16 protein-coding genes are annotated in these 16,409 nt (G+C 58.7%); 10 read left to right on the forward strand and 6 right to left on the reverse strand.

Annotated features, from left to right (window positions below):
* Window positions 1-17 precede the first annotated feature (17 nt).
* Window positions 18-800, reverse strand: coding sequence for a molybdenum-dependent transcriptional regulator (gene modE / locus AC6I8B_RS05735; RefSeq protein WP_497816184.1), 783 nt, complete (start codon window positions 798-800; stop codon window positions 18-20).
* 136 nt (window positions 801-936) lie between these two features.
* On the opposite strand from modE, the gene AC6I8B_RS05740 reads away from it, so the two are divergent.
* From AC6I8B_RS05740 to modC, 4 genes are all read left to right on the forward strand, one after another.
* A complete protein-coding gene (locus AC6I8B_RS05740) occupies window positions 937-1,092 on the forward strand; it encodes an AcrZ family multidrug efflux pump-associated protein (protein WP_010260183.1) in 156 nt (51 codons plus the stop codon).
* Window positions 1,093-1,236: 144 nt separating this feature from the next.
* Window positions 1,237-2,010, forward strand: a complete 774-nt coding sequence (gene modA / locus AC6I8B_RS05745) for a molybdate ABC transporter substrate-binding protein (RefSeq protein ID WP_497817603.1) — start codon at window positions 1,237-1,239, stop codon at window positions 2,008-2,010.
* Complete coding sequence (gene modB / locus AC6I8B_RS05750) at window positions 2,007-2,696, forward strand: molybdate ABC transporter permease subunit (RefSeq protein WP_497816185.1); 690 nt, start codon at window positions 2,007-2,009, stop codon at window positions 2,694-2,696. Before modA ends, modB begins: the two co-directional genes overlap by 4 nt.
* On the forward strand, window positions 2,696-3,754 hold the full coding sequence (gene modC, locus AC6I8B_RS05755; RefSeq protein WP_167422882.1) for a molybdenum ABC transporter ATP-binding protein ModC: 1,059 nt from the start codon (window positions 2,696-2,698) through the stop codon (window positions 3,752-3,754). Before modB ends, modC begins: the two co-directional genes overlap by 1 nt.
* Here the strand turns inward: modC and AC6I8B_RS05760 are convergent, their stop codons facing one another.
* Window positions 3,755-4,573: a pyridoxal phosphatase gene (locus AC6I8B_RS05760; protein WP_010669666.1), complete on the reverse strand. Its 819-nt coding sequence runs from the start codon at window positions 4,571-4,573 to the stop codon at window positions 3,755-3,757.
* A 155-nt stretch (window positions 4,574-4,728) separates the two neighbouring features.
* On the opposite strand from AC6I8B_RS05760, the gene pgl reads away from it, so the two are divergent.
* On the forward strand, window positions 4,729-5,733 hold the full coding sequence (gene pgl / locus AC6I8B_RS05765; protein WP_497816186.1) for a 6-phosphogluconolactonase: 1,005 nt from the start codon (window positions 4,729-4,731) through the stop codon (window positions 5,731-5,733).
* 264 nt (window positions 5,734-5,997) lie between these two features.
* On the opposite strand, the gene AC6I8B_RS05770 is transcribed toward pgl, so the two are convergent.
* Together AC6I8B_RS05770 and bioA are read right to left on the reverse strand one after the other, a co-directional pair.
* The gene (locus AC6I8B_RS05770; RefSeq protein WP_497816187.1) at window positions 5,998-6,474 is read right to left on the reverse strand and encodes a kinase inhibitor; all 477 of its coding nucleotides are present in this window, start codon (window positions 6,472-6,474) and stop codon (window positions 5,998-6,000) included.
* Window positions 6,475-6,549: 75 nt separating this feature from the next.
* The gene (bioA, locus tag AC6I8B_RS05775) at window positions 6,550-7,854 is read right to left on the reverse strand and encodes an adenosylmethionine--8-amino-7-oxononanoate transaminase (protein WP_497817604.1); all 1,305 of its coding nucleotides are present in this window, start codon (window positions 7,852-7,854) and stop codon (window positions 6,550-6,552) included.
* Window positions 7,855-7,939: 85 nt separating this feature from the next.
* Here bioA and bioB point away from each other — a divergent pair, with 85 nt between their 5' ends.
* The 4 genes from bioB to bioD are packed head-to-tail and all read left to right on the forward strand — an operon-like array spanning window position 7,940 to window position 11,529.
* Window positions 7,940-8,971 carry a biotin synthase BioB gene (gene bioB, locus AC6I8B_RS05780; RefSeq protein WP_497817605.1) on the forward strand — a complete coding sequence of 344 codons (1,032 nt, stop codon included), beginning with the start codon at window positions 7,940-7,942 and terminating at the stop codon, window positions 8,969-8,971.
* Window positions 8,971-10,122 (forward strand): 8-amino-7-oxononanoate synthase, encoded by a 1,152-nt coding sequence (bioF, locus tag AC6I8B_RS05785; RefSeq protein WP_497817606.1) that lies wholly within the window; start codon window positions 8,971-8,973, stop codon window positions 10,120-10,122. Before bioB ends, bioF begins: the two co-directional genes overlap by 1 nt.
* Complete coding sequence (bioC, locus tag AC6I8B_RS05790) at window positions 10,106-10,861, forward strand: malonyl-ACP O-methyltransferase BioC (protein WP_497817607.1); 756 nt, start codon at window positions 10,106-10,108, stop codon at window positions 10,859-10,861. Before bioF ends, bioC begins: the two co-directional genes overlap by 17 nt.
* Window positions 10,858-11,529, forward strand: a complete 672-nt coding sequence (gene bioD / locus AC6I8B_RS05795; protein ID WP_010260220.1) for a dethiobiotin synthase — start codon at window positions 10,858-10,860, stop codon at window positions 11,527-11,529. Before bioC ends, bioD begins: the two co-directional genes overlap by 4 nt.
* 146 nt (window positions 11,530-11,675) lie before the next feature.
* Here bioD and AC6I8B_RS05800 read toward each other — a convergent pair whose 3' ends face one another.
* Window positions 11,676-12,398 carry an ABC transporter ATP-binding protein gene (locus AC6I8B_RS05800; protein WP_010260222.1) on the reverse strand — a complete coding sequence of 241 codons (723 nt, stop codon included), beginning with the start codon at window positions 12,396-12,398 and terminating at the stop codon, window positions 11,676-11,678.
* Between the two features lie 894 nt (window positions 12,399-13,292).
* Here AC6I8B_RS05800 and uvrB point away from each other — a divergent pair.
* Window positions 13,293-15,314, forward strand: coding sequence for an excinuclease ABC subunit UvrB (gene uvrB, locus AC6I8B_RS05805; RefSeq protein WP_497817608.1), 2,022 nt, complete (start codon window positions 13,293-13,295; stop codon window positions 15,312-15,314).
* Here uvrB and AC6I8B_RS05810 read toward each other — a convergent pair.
* Complete coding sequence (locus tag AC6I8B_RS05810) at window positions 15,298-16,221, reverse strand: gluconeogenesis factor YvcK family protein (protein ID WP_010260233.1); 924 nt, start codon at window positions 16,219-16,221, stop codon at window positions 15,298-15,300. The genes uvrB and AC6I8B_RS05810 overlap by 17 nt on opposite strands.
* Window positions 16,222-16,409 lie beyond the last annotated feature (188 nt).

Below are 16,409 nucleotides of genomic sequence, written 5' to 3' on the forward strand. Positions count from 1 at the left end.
TGAAGTCAAATCAACGGCTAGAGCAGGGTGGCGACGATGGCGTGTTCGGCATTGAAACTGGCGATCACTGCGTCGCCGGGCTGCAGCGTCAGTTGCTGCAGCTGATCGTTGCTCAGGGTCGCGCACAGGATTTCGCCGCTGGCGAGCTTCATCAGCACTTCACTCATCTGCTCGCCGGGTTCGATGGCACTGACCGTCGCTGCCAGCTGATTGTCATCCTGTGCGGCGTCACGACTGATGCGGATCCACGGCGCCTTGATCAGCACCAGCACCTCTTTACCGGCGGCCAGTTGCAGGCGATCGGCGCTGCGCTGGGTCAGCGCCACATTAAGCTGCGTGACGCCATCGGCCAGTTGAATCAGCAGATGCTGGACCACCTGCTGCGCATCGTTACTGACAACGGTGCCAAACAGCTGGTTACGGGCGCTGGTCTGCAGAGAGAAACGGGCGATGGCCGCCAGCAGACTGTCGAGCGGTAACGTATCCTGCTGCAGCGCATCAAAGGCTTTCTGCTGGATCTGCTCCATCAGCTGGAACAGCTGAATCAGGCGTTCACCGTAGCGGGTCAGCGTTGCACCGCCGCCGCCTTTGCCACCGGTGGCCCGCTCCACCAGCGTTTCATCCGCCATCTGGTTCATCTCATTAATCGCATCCCAGGCACTTTTGTAGCTGATGCCGGCCAGCTTCGCACCCTGACTGATCGACCCGGTCTGCTGTACGCGTTTCAGCAGCTCAATACGTCGCGGATCGGCAAACAGTTTCTGTTGTAAACGGATATGAAGGGACAGTTCGGCTTCCATGACAGCTCCGGCAAAGGGTTAAGGCGAAGGCCGATGATAGCGGCGTTTTGTGACCAAAGTAAAAGCACGAAAAGGGCTGCGCAAAATTTTGCTGACCCGTTACAATCTCTTTTTTGTTAGCAGAGTGAGACTCTCCATGCTGGAATTACTTAAAAGCCTCGCCGTCGCCATACTGATGGTGCCTGTCGTGATGGCGCTGATGCTGGGCATGATTTATGGCCTGGGTGAAGTGTTTAACGTCATCTCTAAAATTGGTCATCGCGAAAAATCCTCAGCCCGTTCGCACAATTAATTGCTGCTACGCCCGCCATCTGCGCGGGCGTGGTCGTTTTTATCTCTCCTGATTTAACCTTTTGTTCCCCCTGCCGATAATTTACTGAACCTCACTGACATTGCGCTATATTATCCGCTACACAACGAATAGCCGGAGAAAATCATGTCATTTAAACACTATCGCTGGGGCGTCGCGGCCCTGATCACCGTTTCGCTGGCCGGGCAGGCTGTGGCCGCCGACAACATCACTGTATTTGCCGCGGCTTCTCTGACCAACGCGATGCAGGATATTGCCAGCCGTTACAAGCAGGAAAAGGGGGTGACGGTGGTCTCTTCGTTTGCCTCCTCTTCAACGCTGGCGCGCCAGATTGAGCAGGGTGCTCCTGCCGATCTCTTTATCTCTGCCGATCAGCAGTGGATGGATGATGCGGTGGCGAAAAAAAGTGTGATTACCAGTAGCCGCTATACCCTGCTGGGCAACGATCTGGTATTGATTGCGCCACGCAGTGCTGACGCGAAAGCGGTGACGCTGGACCCGCAGACTGACTGGAAAACCTTGCTGCACGGTGAGCGTCTGGCAGTCGGCGATCCGGACCACGTTCCTGCGGGCATCTACGCCAAAGAGGCGCTGCAAAAGCTGGGTGCCTGGGAAGGCGTTGCGCCTTCGTTAGCGCCAGCCAATAATGTGCGGGCAGCGCTGGCGCTGGTCGAGCGTGATGAAACGCCCTATGGCATTGTCTACGGGTCTGACGCGGTCGCCAGCGACAAAGTGCAGGTCGTCGGGCATTTTCCGGCAACCAGCCATAAACCCGTAGAATATCCGATGGCGATCGTGAACGATCACGACAACGCTGCCGTTAAAGCGTTTTATGATTATCTGAAAGGGCCTCAGGCCGCGGCTATCTTTAAACATTACGGATTCACACCGACGAAATGATACTCAGCGATCCCGAATGGCAGGCGGTACTGCTTAGCCTTAAAGTCTCTGGCATAGCCGTGATAGGCAGTCTGCCGTTTGGCATCCTGATGGCCTGGATTCTGGTGCGCTGCCGTTTTCCTGGTAAAGCGCTGCTCGACAGCCTGATCCACCTGCCGCTGGTGCTGCCGCCGGTGGTGGTGGGTTATCTGCTGCTGATTAGCCTTGGGCGGCGCGGCATCATAGGCGAAAAGCTTTATGACTGGTTCGGCTTCAGCTTTGCTTTCAGCTGGCGTGGTGCCGCACTGGCCTCTGCCGTGATCGCTTTTCCATTGATGGTGCGCGCCATCCGGCTGGCGCTGGAGGCGGTGGATAGCCGGCTGGAGCAGGCGGCGCGCACGCTGGGCGCCGGACGCTGGCGGGTCTTTTTCACCATTACGCTCCCGCTGACGTTGCCGGGCGTGATCGTTGGCACGGTGCTGGCGTTTGCCCGATCGCTGGGCGAGTTCGGCGCCACCATCACCTTTGTTTCCAATATTCCCGGCGAGACGCGCACGCTGCCGCTGGCGATGTTTACACTGATAGAGACACCGGGTGCGGAAGGGGCGGCGGCACGGCTCTGCGTCATCGCGATCGTGCTGGCCCTGGCGTCACTGCTGGCGTCGGAATGGCTGGCACGTGCAGGCCGTAAGCGGATGGAAAACTGATGCTATCACTCAACATTATGCAGCAGCAGGGCGATCACGTGCTGGAGGTCGACCTGCAGATCCCGGCCAAAGGGATCACCGCTATTTTCGGCGTGTCAGGCGCCGGAAAAACCTCCCTGATCAACGCGATCAGCGGGCTGACTCAGCCGCAGAGAGGACGGATCCAGCTGCACGATCGTCTGCTGTTTGATGCGGAGCAGAAGATTGCGCTGCCGCCGGAAAAACGGCGTATCGGTTATGTGTTCCAGGATGCGCGGCTGTTCCCGCACTATCGGGTCCGTGGCAACCTGCAATATGGTATGGCACCTAAGATGAAAGCGCAGTTCGACAGTCTGGTCTCTCTGCTGGGTCTGGAGGCGCTGCTGCCGCGCTTTCCGCTGTCGCTGTCGGGCGGGGAAAAGCAGCGGGTCGCGATTGGCCGTGCGCTGCTGACCGCACCGGATATGCTGCTGCTGGATGAGCCGCTGGCGTCACTGGATCTGCCACGCAAACGTGAACTGATGCCCTATCTGCAAAAGCTGGCGAAGCAGGTTGAGATTCCGATGCTCTACGTTTCGCACAGCCTGGAGGAGATCCTGCAGCTGGCTGATAACGTGCTGGTGCTGGATGCGGGCAAGGTCAAAGCCTTTGGTCCGCTGGAGCGGGTCTGGAGCAGCAGCGCGATGCGGCCCTGGCTGCCGGTGAGTGAACTGACCAGCGTGCTGCGGGTGCAGGTGCTGGAACAGCATCCCGACTATCCGATGACCGCGCTGTCGCTGGGCGATCAGCACATCTGGGTCAGCCGGGTGAATCAGCCGGTTAAAACCCCGCTGCGTATTCGCATTGCCTCGGCCGATGTCTCGCTGGCGTTGCAACCGCCGCAACACAGTTCGATCCGCAACATTTTACCGGCACAGGTGGTGGAATTGCTGGAGGTCGGGGACCAGGTTGAGGTGAAGCTGCGCATCGGCATCAGCGAACTCTGGGCGCGCATCACGCCGTGGGCGCGGGATGAGCTGGGCATCCGGCCGGATCAGTGGCTTTATGCCCAGATCAAAAGCGTCTCGGTGACGCCCTGATTACAACACGTACTGATAGAGGGTATCGGCAATACCGGTTTCAAGGTTGGTGCCGATCACCATTTTCGCCCGCGCTTTGATCGCCTCATCGGCATTACCCATCGCCACGCCCAGTCCGGCCGTTTCCAGCATGCTGAGATCGTTATAGTTATCACCGAACGCGATCACATCGGACATACTCAGCCCCAGTGATTCAACCCACTGCGCCAGTCGTTTGCCTTTGCTGTTGCCGCCTTTGGCGATATCGACCTGATCGTGCCACGACCATTCGCAGGCCAGCCCCAGTTCCGCTTCCACTCTGGTGGCGAACTGCTGCAGTTCCGGAATGTTGTTGTGCGACAGGGCAAACTTCCAGATCGAACCGGCGTCGCGTGCCGCCTGGGCTAAGTCGGGCACCTGGCGGAACAGTGGACGCTGGTGGGCGGGCAGCGATTCGGCCCACTTCAGGGTGCGCATCACGTGGCCGGTCGGGGTCTGATAGAGCATCGCATCATCCACGTAGAGCAAACCGTGAATCTGCTGCTGATTCAGCATCTCAATCACCTGTAACGCCAGCTGCGGGTCGAGGGGATCGGACGCCAGCACCTTTTTCGCCTGGTAATCATACAAATAGGTGCCATTACAGCAGATTGCGGGTGTATCCAGCTGTAACGCCTGATAAAAAGGGTGGATAGCGCAGTGATGGCGTCCGGTCACGATAGCGACATGAACGCCCGCCTGGCGTGCCTGATTTAGCGCTTCGATTGACTGCGGCAGAATCGTTTTGGCTGGGGTCAGCAGCGTGCCGTCGAGGTCGAGGGCAATTACACGGTAGCTCATTAATCCTCTCGTTTTTCCTGGTTTGCAGGGGCTGAAGTCTACACCTCACCACGGCCCGGAGACAAAAAACAGGGCACAAATGATCCCAGCGCAGGGCAATAAAACAGGCTACAGTGATTCACAGATCATGATCAGGCAGCAAAAAAGGAGAATGCATGAAACAAGTTGTCTACACCGCCAGTCCCGAGAGCCAGCAGATCCACGTCTGGCAGATGAATGATGAGGGCGGGCTGACGTTGCTTCAGGTGACCGATGTCGCCGGCCAGGTTCAGCCGATGGTGGTGAGTCCGAACCGCGATTTTCTCTATGTCGGTGTGCGTCCCAATTTCCGCGTGCTGGCGTTTCGCATTGCCGCCGATGGCACGCTGACCGAAGCGGGTCAGGCGCCGTTGCCCGGCAGTCCGACTCACATTTCCACCGATCGCCAGGGCAGATTCCTGTTCTGCGGCTCCTACAATGATGCCTGCGTCAGCGTCAGCCCGATTGGCGATGACGGCATCCCGCAGGCCCCGCTGCAGGTGATCAGCGGACTGGATGGTTGTCACTCGGCCAACATCGATAATGACAACAAGACGCTCTACGTGCCGGCTCTGAAGCAGGACCGTATCTGTTTATTTAAGCTGGGCGAAGATGGTCAGCTGACGCCGCCGCGTAAACAGACGCAGGTCACGACGGTAGAAGGCGCTGGCCCGCGTCATATGCAGTTCCATCCGGGCGGCCAGTATGCTTACTGCGTGAATGAGCTCGACAGCACGGTTGAGGTCTGGGCATTAAATACGGGCGAAGGCGAAGCAGAAAGCGTGCAGACGCTGGATATGATGCCGCCTGACTTCAGCGGTACGCGCTGGGCTGCCGATATTCATCTGACGCCGGATGGCCGTTTCCTCTATGCCTGCGATCGCACCAGCAGCACGCTGGCAGTCTTCAGCGTCAGCGACCTGGGCGATGAGCTGACCCTGGAAGGGTTCCAGCCGACGGAAACGCAGCCGCGCGGATTTAATATCGATCACAGCGGACGCTATCTGGTAGCGGCGGGACAGAAATCTCATCACATCGAAGTTTATGCGATTACCGAACCGAAAGGGCTGCTAAAGCCGCTGGGACGTTATGCGGTGGGGCAGGGCCCGATGTGGGTTGTGATTCATCAGTTACAGGCGTAACCCGCTACGAAAAACGCCTCTCCTTTCAGGGAGAGGTATGAGATAGTTGACGAAGTCTGCCGCAGCCCAGCTGTGAGATCGAGCAGACACAGGGAACGGCGTCAGATCGGAAAGACGCAAAAACCGCCATCCATGGCACGCTCTGCCCCCGCCATCCATGGCGTGGGACGCTTTCCTCTTCTGACGCCGTTCCCTGCGTTTTGAGCTAATACGTTGCTGCCAGGTCACCCAGCCTTGGGTTTGCCAGTAGTCTGGCGTGATGAATTACTGATAATTCACGGTCAGCGAGGCGCTCGCCAGTGCGTGGAAATGCACATTAAAGCCGACCATTGCGCCACTGGCGCCTTCATCTACTTCAATCGTCTCCACATCCAGCGCATGCACGGTGAAAATGTAGCGATGGGTTTCGCCCTGTGGCGGCGCCGCGCCACCGTAGCCCGCCTGACCGAAATCGGTACGGGTCTGGATTGCGCCTGCTGGCAGTGACGCTTTGCCGGAACCGGCACCCTGCGGCAGTGACGTCGTGCTGGCCGGAATATTCGCTACCACCCAGTGCCACCAGCCGGAACCGGTCGGGGCATCAGGATCGTAGCAGGTCACCACAAAACTTTTGGTACCCTCTGGTGCCGCTTCCCAGGCAAGATGGGGAGAGATGTTCTCGCCCTGATAACCCATGCCGTTGAAAACATGCTTTTCAGGCATTTTCTCGCCGTCATTAAAACCCTGACTAAAAACGCGCATCACATCTCCTTAATTGTCGATGAATAGCCTGTCATCATAACCAAAAGTGCCGTCAGTGCCAGCGGTCAGCCCGCTTCAGGCGGCAAAATGTTGAGAATGCTCCAGCGCGCCGCCAATCGCCTGCACCAGCCTGCTCAGCGCCTGCGGCGTGATGATGTAGGGTGGCATCAGGTAGATCAGCCGGCCAAAAGGCCGGATCCAGACGCCCTGTTCAACAAAGAACTGCTGCAGCGCCGCCATATTAACCGCCTGATGGGTTTCCACTACGCCAATCGCGCCCAGCACGCGCACATCGGCCACCTGCGGTGAACTGCGCAGCGGCAGCAGCTCAGCCCGTAACTGCTGTTCGATCGCCGTCACCTGGCGCTGCCAGTGACCTTCCGCCAGCATGGTCAGGCTCTCCGCCGCTACCGCGCAGGCCAGCGGATTGCCCATAAAGGTCGGGCCATGTATAAAGCAGCCCGCCGCGCTGCGGCTGATGGTGTCCGCGACCTCGCGGCTGGTCAGGGTCGCCGCCAGCGTCATCATGCCACCGGTCAGTGCTTTGCCGACGCAGAGAATATCCGGGGTAATGCCCGCATGCTCGCAGGCAAAAAGTTTGCCGGTACGGCCAAACCCGGTGGCGATCTCATCCGCAATCAATAGCACGCCATAGCGATCACAGGCTTCCCGTACCTGCTGCAGATAGCGCGGATGGTAGAAACGCATGCCGCCCGCACCCTGCACAATCGGCTCCAGAATGACGGCTGCCAGTTGCCGGTGATGCTGTTCTATCAGCCTGGCGAAATCATCGAAATCAGGCTGGTGCCATTCATCATCAAAGCCGCAGGCCGGGGCCGCCGCAAAGTGATGCTCGGGCAGATAGCCGCGCCACAGGCTGTGCATCGAGTTCTCGGGGTCGCACACCGACATCGCTGCAAAGGTATCGCCGTGATAGCCGCGTTTCAGCGTCAGGAACTGCTGACGCGTCTCGCCACGCCCCAGCCAGTACTGCAGCGCCATCTTCATCGACACTTCCACCGCCACCGAGCCTGAATCGGCCAGGAAGACGCACTCCAGCGCCTCAGGCGTCATCGCCACCAGCTGACGGCAGAGCGCCACCGCCGCAGGATGGGTAATGCCGCCAAACATCACGTGCGACATCTGTGTGACCTGCTCTGTCAGCGCCCGGTTCAGGCGCGGATGGTTGTAACCGTGGATCGCCGCCCACCACGAGGACATCCCATCCACCAGCTCACGGCCATCGGCCAGTTTCAGCTGAAAACCCTGTGCGGCGACCACCGGGTAGCAGGGCAGCGGATCCTGCATCGAGGTGTAGGGATGCCAGATATGCTGGCGGTCAAAGCGGGCATCGTCTGAGGAGAAAACGGGGATAGTCATCGGAGTTGTAAACCAAAATAAAAAAATATAGTTTACAAGTATAACCCTGCTTTTCGTCGGGATGACACCCTTTTTGGAGTAAGTAATGGCTCAACGCTGGACAATTGCACAGGCGCAAGCGCTGTTTGATCAACCCTTTCTTGAACTGATGTTTAAAGCGCAGCAGGTGCATCGGCAGCACTTCGATCCGCGCCAGGTGCAGGTCAGTACTCTGCTGTCGATCAAAACCGGCGCCTGTCCGGAAGATTGTAAATACTGCCCGCAGAGTGCGCGCTACAAGACCGGCCTGGAGTCGGAGCGGCTGATGGAAGTGGAAGAGGTGCTGACCTCAGCGCGTCAGGCCAAAGCCGCCGGTTCAACCCGTTTCTGCATGGGTGCCGCGTGGAAAAACCCGCACGAGCGCGATATGCCCTATCTGGAGAAGATGGTAGAAGGCGTGAAGGCGATGGGAATGGAAACCTGCATGACGCTGGGCACGCTCAGCGACCACCAGGCGCAGCGACTGGCGGGCGCGGGTCTCGATTTCTACAACCATAACCTCGACACCTCACCGGAATTCTACGGCTCCATCATCACCACCCGCAGCTATCAGGAACGTCTGGATACGCTGGGCAAAGTGCGCGACGCCGGCATCAAAGTCTGTTCGGGTGGCATTGTCGGCCTGGGCGAAACCGTTAACGACCGCGCCGGTCTGCTGGTGCAGTTAGCCAACCTGCCAACGCCGCCGGAGAGTGTACCGATCAATATGCTGGTGAAGGTAAAAGGCACGCCGTTGGCGGATAACGATGATGTGGAACCGTTCGATTTTATCCGCACCATCGCGGTGGCGCGCATCATGATGCCGACCTCGCATGTGCGCCTCTCAGCGGGCCGTGAGCAGATGAGCGAGCAGACCCAGGCGATGTGCTTTATGGCCGGGGCGAACTCGATTTTCTACGGCTGCAAACTGCTGACCACGCCGAATCCGGAAGAGGATAAAGACCGCGTGCTGTTCCGCAAACTGGGTCTTAACCCGGAGCATACTCACACTCATCACGGCGATCAGCAGCAGGAGCAGCAACTCAGCGAGCAGCTATTCCATGCCGACACTGAACAGTTCTACAACGCGGCGCTGTAATGGGCTGGCAGCAACGTATCCGTCAGGCGCTGACGCAGCGCCGGGCGGCCGATGGCTGGCGGCAGCGACGGGTGATCGATCAGCAATCGACCCGCACGCTGCACAGCGGCGGCCGCAGCTATCTCCACTTTTCCAGCAATGATTATCTCGGCTTAACCCAGCATCCGGCGGTGATTGCGGGCTGGCAACAGGGCGCGGCGCAGGCGGGCGCAGGTGCCGGTGCTTCAGGGCATGTCACGGGTTATCACCGTCAGCACGCCGATGTTGAGGCGCAGCTGGCCGACTGGCTCGGCTACGACCGTGCGCTGCTGTTTATCTCTGGCTTTGCGGCCAATCAGGCGGTCATCCATCTGCTGGGCGAGAAAAACGATCGCATCCTGGCCGATAAACTCAGCCACGCCTCGCTGCTCGACGCCGCCAGCCATAGTCCGGCACAGCTACGACGTTTCCATCACAACGCACCGGAGAGTCTGGCAGCCCGGCTCGCCTCTCCCTGCGAGGGCGAAACGCTGGTGGTGACGGAAGGTATTTTCAGCATGGATGGCGACAGTGCGCCGCTGGCCGCCCTGGCGCAACAGACGCGCCAGGCAGAGGGCTGGCTGCTGGTGGATGATGCGCACGGCATTGGCGTGGTGGGTGAGCAGGGGCGCGGCAGCTGCTGGCAGCAGGACGTTAAACCGGAACTGCTGGTGGTCACCTTTGGTAAAGCCTTTGGCGTCAGCGGTGCCGCGCTGCTGTGCGACGCGGCCACCGCCGACTATTTCCTGCAGTTCAGCCGACATCTGATCTACTCCACCGCGATGCCCGCGGCGCAGGCGAGCGCGCTGCAGGCGGCGCTGCGTGAAGTTCAGCAGGGCGATGCCCTGCGGCAGCAACTGCAACAGAACATCGGGCATTTCCGGCGCGGTGCGGCCTCGCTGCCGTGGCAACTGATGGACTCCGGCAGCGCGATTCAGCCGCTGCTGGTGGGCGAAAATGGCGATGCGATGGCGCTCTCCCTGCGGCTGGCTGAGGCGGGCTGCTGGGTCAGCGCCATCCGGCCACCGACCGTGCCGCCCGGGACGGCCCGGCTGCGCATCACCCTGACCGCGGCTCATCATCCTGAGGATATTGACCGGTTACTGGAGGCGCTGCATGACGCTGCGGATTGACAAGCAGGCGGTGGCACGCGCCTTTGGCCGGGCGGCCAGCCATTACGATTCCCATGCGGCGCTGCAACGCCTCAGCGGCGATGCCCTGCTGGCACTGGCGCCCGCACAGAGTGGTCTGCAACTGCTGGATGCCGGTTGCGGCACCGGCTGGTATAGCAGGCTGTGGCGCGAACGTGGCAAACAGGTAACGGCTCTGGATCTCTCTCCGCAGATGCTGCAACAGGCGCGGGACAATGACGCGGCGCAGCACTATCTGGCCGGTGATATCGACGCGCTGCCGCTGGCGGATAACACGATTGATCTGGTGTGGAGCAACCTGGCGGTGCAGTGGAGCGAGGATCTGCCCGGCGCGCTGAGCCAGTTCCGGCGGGTGCTGCGGCCCGATGGCACGCTGCTGTTTTCCACTCTGGGCGACGGATCTCTGCAGGAGGTTCATGAAGCCTGGTCCCATCTGGATGCGCTGCCTCACGCCAACCGCTTTCTCAGCGAGCCACAGATTGCGGCGGCCTGCCACGCAGAGCAGCTGCGCTGTACCTCAGAGGTGGTGACCCTGCATTTTCCCGATGCGCTCAGCGCCATGCGCTCTCTGAAGGGGATTGGCGCGACCCATCTGCATCAGGGGCGTGACGGGCAGGTATTAACCCGACAACGGCTCAACCAGTTAGAGGCGCGCTGGCCGCGCGATCGGCACGGCTATCGTCTGAGTTACCATTTAATCTATGGAGTAAGTGCATCATGAAACGCCTGTTTATCACTGGCACCGACACCGAGGTCGGTAAAACCGTTGCCAGCGGCGGGCTGCTACAGGCGGCAGCCGCAGCGGGCTATCGCTGTGCGGGCTATAAGCCGGTTGCCTCTGGCTGTGAGATGACGCCAGAGGGCATCCGTAACAGCGATGCGCTGGCGCTGCAGCGTTACAGCAGCGTGCCGTTAACCTATCAGCAGGTCAATCCGCTGGCGTTTCTCGAGCCGACTTCGCCGCACATCGTCAGCGCCGAAGAGGGCAGGCCGATCACCCATCTGGCGCTGTCGGCGGGTCTGGCGGCGCTGCAACCGCTGGCAGACTGGATTCTGGTAGAGGGCGCGGGCGGCTGGTATACCCCATTGTCGGAGACGCACACTTATGCGGACTGGGTGGTCAGCGAAAAGCTGCCCGTGATTCTGGTGGTAGGGATTAAGCTTGGCTGCATCAATCACGCCATGCTCACCGCTGACGCGGTGCGGGCAAGCGGCCTGCCGCTGGTGGGCTGGATCGCCAACACCGTCGAACCCCCGGGTAAACGCTATCAGGAGTATCTCACCAGCCTGAAAAATCGACTGCCTGCGCCTTGTCTGGGCACCATCCCGTTTCTCACTGATGCGGCGCAGCAGGCGTCCTGTGGTCACTACCTGACGTTGCCGGAGTAACCGCGTAGCCTGGCTATTTTATTTGTCGTGCTGAATCCGGGCAGTGCTCTCCATCCTTGCGCGCTGTGTACACGCTCCGGTGGTTCCGCGCGCTCCGTCTTCAGCCTGCCTGCAACACTTACGCCCGGTGGGGCAGGCGCTGAATGTCAGGCCACCGTCAGCCATTTATCGACGGTGTGGTCATCAAGCTGTTCCATGCTGCCCTGCGCCACATTGCGGCCGCGGTGCAGCAGCAGGAAATAGTCCGCCACGCGACGGATCAGCGACAGGCGCTGCTCCAGCAGCAGGATGGTCAGCCCGTAGTCGAGGTTAAGCCGACGGATCAGATTGCCCATCTCCTCTTCCAGCCACGGCGACATCCCGTCGGTCGGCTCATCCAGAATCAGCAGTTTGGGCTGCAGCACCAGCGCGCGCGCCAGGGCCAGCTGTTGCTGCTGATCGATCGGCAGATCGCCGCTGCGCTGCTGGCGCAGAGAGTAGAGCGCCGGGAAGAGGTCGAACACCATTTCGGGAATGGCGCGATGGCGGTCGCGCTGGCTGGCACCCGCCAGCAGGGCAATCAGCAGATTATCTTCCACGCTCATCTGGGTAAAAATATGGCGGCCCTGCGGCACATAGCCAATCCCCATCTGCGCCCGCTGTTCAGCCGGTTGCAGCAGCAGATCTTCCGGCGGCGAGCCATCCTCTTTCCAGGAGATAGAGCCGCTGTTAATTGGCAATCTGCCCATGATGCAGTTTACCAGCGTGGTTTTACCCATGCCAGGTCGGCCCAGAATGCCGGTGCAGGTGCCAGGCGACAGATCCAGGTCCACATCCCACAGAATATGGTTTTGACCGTAAAATTGATTTACCGAACGTAAACTCAGCATCTGACACTCTCCTTCCCGATCGTTAGCCTGATTGCTTCCGCGCTCTGTCGTCTGGCAAACAAGTCATCAGCAATGGCAGCCTCGCCATTGCAGCACAGTGCGCGTTTCGCGCGGTGACGCCACTGAACTCCTGCAATTCCCAGGCCAGATCTAAAAACGGCCCTGTTTCCTGCTGCAGCGCCACGTATCAGGGATGAAAGGTGAGAAAAACTTATCAATTTCCCACGGTGACCACGCGCCTGCACTTTTGCAGTGCCCTGGAGCGCTGTTTCTGGTGCAGACGTACTGTAACGTGGCAGGAAGTCCGATTAAGAATCTTAGTATGAGGCGTACAAATTTGCGTACGACACCCGGTGACAGATTAAAATTGCAGAATAATCCGTCAGCAGGCGACGCGAAATTTAACGCAAAAAAAATTATTTTCACGGTAGTGAGAAGGCAGGGAAAAATTATACACAGCTGATGGCGTCGGGGCTGCCATCACTTATCCACCATTCCTGTGGATAACCTTGTGCATTAGGTAATGAAAACCAGTTGGAAGCGAGGAAATACGCGGCCTGGTAACATAATGACGAGAATCTGGCCTCATAGCCTTATATCAGTAAAATCAGTTGCTTATCAAAAAACAAGCCTGAGAATTATCTGTCAGGTAACCGTACTGTAATTTTGTGACACTCTATTGACAAATGTTAAATCAGATCCCTTCCTGGGGATAACATTGCGCAACATGCTGAGCGATAACGCTGCCAGCCTGCAGGGACATCAGGTGCCATCCTGCTGGCGTTAACATTGCACCAATACTGTTTTTATATCCAGTATTATTTTCTGGCAAAATCACCATAGCAGAGTAAAATAAGTGCCTGCCCGCCGACTTCTCCAGCAGGAACTGCATTCATGAGCAAAGCCTTTAAATTGAACTCCGCCTTTAAACCTTCGGGCGACCAGCCTGAGGCGATACGTCGCCTGGAAGAGGGGCTGGAGGATGGACTGGCCCATCAGACCTTATTAGGCGTAACCGGCTCCGGTAAAACGTTTACCGTCGCCAACGTGATTGCCGACCTCAACCGTCCGACCATGGTGCTGGCACCCAACAAGACGCTGGCCGCCCAGCTCTATGGCGAGATGAAAGAGTTTTTCCCGGATAACGCCGTCGAGTTTTTCGTCTCTTACTACGACTATTACCAGCCAGAAGCCTATGTGCCGAGCTCCGACACCTTTATCGAAAAAGATGCGTCGGTGAACGAACATATCGAACAGATGCGTCTGTCGGCCACCAAGGCGCTGCTGGAACGGCGCGATGTCATTGTGGTGGCATCGGTTTCGGCTATCTACGGTCTGGGCGATCCCGATCTCTATCTGAAAATGATGCTGCACCTGACCCGCGGCATGATTATCGATCAGCGGAGTATTCTGCGCCGTCTGTCAGAGCTGCAGTACACCCGCAACGACCAGGCGTTCCAGCGCGGCACCTTCCGGGTGCGCGGCGAAGTGATCGATATCTTCCCGGCGGAGTCGGACGATATTGCGCTGCGCGTCGAGCTGTTTGACAAAGAGGTTGAGCGTCTGTCGCTGTTTGACCCGCTGACCGGCCAGATTGATTCGGTCGTGCCGCGCTTTACCATCTACCCCAAGACGCACTACGTCACGCCGCGTGAGCGTATTCTGCAGGCGATGGAAGATATCAAAGTCGAGCTGGCGGACCGCCGCCGGGTGCTGCTGGAGAACAATAAGCTGCTGGAAGAGCAGCGCATTACCCAGCGTACCCAGTTTGACCTGGAGATGATGAGTGAGCTGGGCTACTGCTCCGGCATCGAGAACTACTCACGCTACCTCTCCGCACGCGGACCAGGCGAAGCGCCACCGACGCTGTTTGACTATCTGCCCGCCGATGGCCTGCTGGTGGTGGATGAGTCGCACGTGACCATTCCGCAGATTGGCGGCATGTATAAAGGCGACCGGGCGCGTAAAGAGACGCTGGTAGAGTATGGCTTCCGCCTGCCGTCGGCGCTGGATAACCGTCCGATGAAGTTTGAAGAGTTTGAGGCACTGGCCCCGCAAACCATCTATGTTTCGGCGACGCCGGGCAAATATGAGCTGGAAAAGTCGGGCGACGAAGTGATCGATCAGGTGGTGCGTCCTACCGGTCTGCTGGATCCGATCATCGAAGTGCGTCCGGTCGGTACCCAGGTCGACGATCTGCTGTCAGAAATCCGTCAGCGCGTGGCGATCAACGAACGTGTACTGGTGACGGTGCTGACCAAACGCATGGCGGAAGATCTCACCGAATATCTGTCTGAGCATGGTGAGAAGGTGCGTTATCTGCACTCCGATATCGACACGGTAGAGCGTATGGAGATTATCCGCGACTTACGTCTGGGCGAGTTTGATGTGCTGGTGGGCATCAACTTACTGCGTGAGGGGCTGGATATGCCGGAAGTGTCGTTGGTGGCGATTCTCGATGCGGATAAAGAGGGCTTCCTGCGCTCCGAACGCTCGCTGATTCAGACCATTGGCCGTGCGGCGCGTAACATCAACGGTAAGGCGATTCTCTACGGCGATAAAATCACGCCGTCGATGGCGCGCGCCATTGAAGAGACCGAGCGCCGCCGTGAGAAACAGCAGCTGCACAACGAAGAGAACGGCATCGTGCCGCAGGGCCTGAATAAGAAGATTACCGATATTCTGGAACTGGGCAAAAACGTGGTGAAAACCCGCGGCAAAGCGAAACCAGCCCGTCCTGGCGAAGCTCAGGCGCTGGCCGATTTCCAGCTGTTAACGCCGCAGGCTCTGCAGAAGAAAATCCACGAACTGGAAGGGCAGATGCAGCAGCATGCGCAGAACCTGGAGTTCGAACAGGCGGCCAACGTGCGCGATCAGCTGCATGAACTGCGAACGCTGTTTATTGCGGCCTCGTAGCGCCGTTAAAGCCCTGAATGGCGTGTTCCAGCGCCACCCGTAACAGCTGGCGGTCGTGACGATATTGGATATCGGCGGCCTCCAGCGGTTCACGGACAATCAGTCGGTTTTCAATGCCACGGGTGTCCACTGCCGGGCTGACGACCAGCGCATCAATCACCCGCTTGCCGATATAACGCTCCATCATCTGCAGCTTGTCAGCCACTGAGAGACTGGCGGCGGCAGGACTCAGTTCGCGGCCCAGATTGCCGATAAACACCATAGTGGCAGGCGTGCGACGCAAGGCCTGCGCCATCTCTTCCATCAGCAGAATCGGCATCAGGCTGGTGTAAAAGCTGCCGGGTCCAATCAGGATCAGATCCGCTTCACCAACCGCCTGCAGCGCTTCCCGCGTTGGCTGAACGTTAGGGTGCAGCATCAGCTCCTGCGGCGGCTGCTTCATCTCGTCAATTGCGGTTTCGCCATAAACCATGTTGCCTTCAACATCCATCGCCACCAGATCCACCGGCTGCTCCGACATCGGGATTAAAAAGGCGTCGACTTTAAGCAGGTTACGGATGATGTTGATCGCTTCAAGCGGTCGAACGCTGAGATGATCCAGCGCCCGCAGCATCAGATTACCCAGGTTGTGTCCGGCCAGTTCGCCGTTACCGGCAAAACGGTACTCAAACATCGCCGAGGCGACGCTGGGTTCTGCAATCAGCTGGTTAAGGCAGTTACGCATATCGCCCCAGGCGATGCCGCCTTCTGAGCGACGAATACGGCCGGTTGATCCGCCGTTGTCGGTGGTGGTGACGATACCGGTGAGACGCGAGCCCAGCGGGGAAAGGGCAGACATGACGCGGCCTAAACCGTGTCCGCCTCCCAGTGCCACAACGCGATCAAGATCGGCCAGTGTGCGATTCATACTTCTCCTTAATATCCGTTCGCGTGGCGTGGCTCTAATCGCTAAGCCCGCGCGGATGACTTACGTCAAAATCTGGATCGCATTTTAACGTATCCTGTCGCGGAAATGCGGTGAAAATTCGATATGTATAAGAATATATAGCGAAAACAGCAAATGGAAGAGTGACGAAAATCACGCTACCATCATGC

Source organism: Pantoea sp. X-Soil-ISGK-285 (assembly GCF_059730815.1).

Excerpts from the sequence above, each read along its gene's own strand:
- modE (WP_497816184.1), bottom strand. The coding sequence starts at position 800 with ATGGAAGCCGAACTGTCCCTTCATATCCGTTTACAACAGAAACTGTTT.
- AC6I8B_RS05740 (WP_010260183.1), top strand. The coding sequence starts at position 937 with ATGCTGGAATTACTTAAAAGCCTCGCCGTCGCCATACTGATGGTGCCT.
- modA (WP_497817603.1), top strand. The coding sequence starts at position 1,237 with ATGTCATTTAAACACTATCGCTGGGGCGTCGCGGCCCTGATCACCGTT.
- modB (WP_497816185.1), top strand. The coding sequence starts at position 2,007 with ATGATACTCAGCGATCCCGAATGGCAGGCGGTACTGCTTAGCCTTAAA.
- modC (WP_167422882.1), top strand. The coding sequence starts at position 2,696 with ATGCTATCACTCAACATTATGCAGCAGCAGGGCGATCACGTGCTGGAG.
- AC6I8B_RS05760 (WP_010669666.1), bottom strand. The coding sequence starts at position 4,573 with ATGAGCTACCGTGTAATTGCCCTCGACCTCGACGGCACGCTGCTGACC.
- pgl (WP_497816186.1), top strand. The coding sequence starts at position 4,729 with ATGAAACAAGTTGTCTACACCGCCAGTCCCGAGAGCCAGCAGATCCAC.
- AC6I8B_RS05770 (WP_497816187.1), bottom strand. The coding sequence starts at position 6,474 with ATGCGCGTTTTTAGTCAGGGTTTTAATGACGGCGAGAAAATGCCTGAA.
- bioA (WP_497817604.1), bottom strand. The coding sequence starts at position 7,854 with ATGACTATCCCCGTTTTCTCCTCAGACGATGCCCGCTTTGACCGCCAG.
- bioB (WP_497817605.1), top strand. The coding sequence starts at position 7,940 with ATGGCTCAACGCTGGACAATTGCACAGGCGCAAGCGCTGTTTGATCAA.
- bioF (WP_497817606.1), top strand. The coding sequence starts at position 8,971 with ATGGGCTGGCAGCAACGTATCCGTCAGGCGCTGACGCAGCGCCGGGCG.
- bioC (WP_497817607.1), top strand. The coding sequence starts at position 10,106 with ATGACGCTGCGGATTGACAAGCAGGCGGTGGCACGCGCCTTTGGCCGG.
- bioD (WP_010260220.1), top strand. The coding sequence starts at position 10,858 with ATGAAACGCCTGTTTATCACTGGCACCGACACCGAGGTCGGTAAAACC.
- AC6I8B_RS05800 (WP_010260222.1), bottom strand. The coding sequence starts at position 12,398 with ATGCTGAGTTTACGTTCGGTAAATCAATTTTACGGTCAAAACCATATT.
- uvrB (WP_497817608.1), top strand. The coding sequence starts at position 13,293 with ATGAGCAAAGCCTTTAAATTGAACTCCGCCTTTAAACCTTCGGGCGAC.
- AC6I8B_RS05810 (WP_010260233.1), bottom strand. The coding sequence starts at position 16,221 with ATGAATCGCACACTGGCCGATCTTGATCGCGTTGTGGCACTGGGAGGC.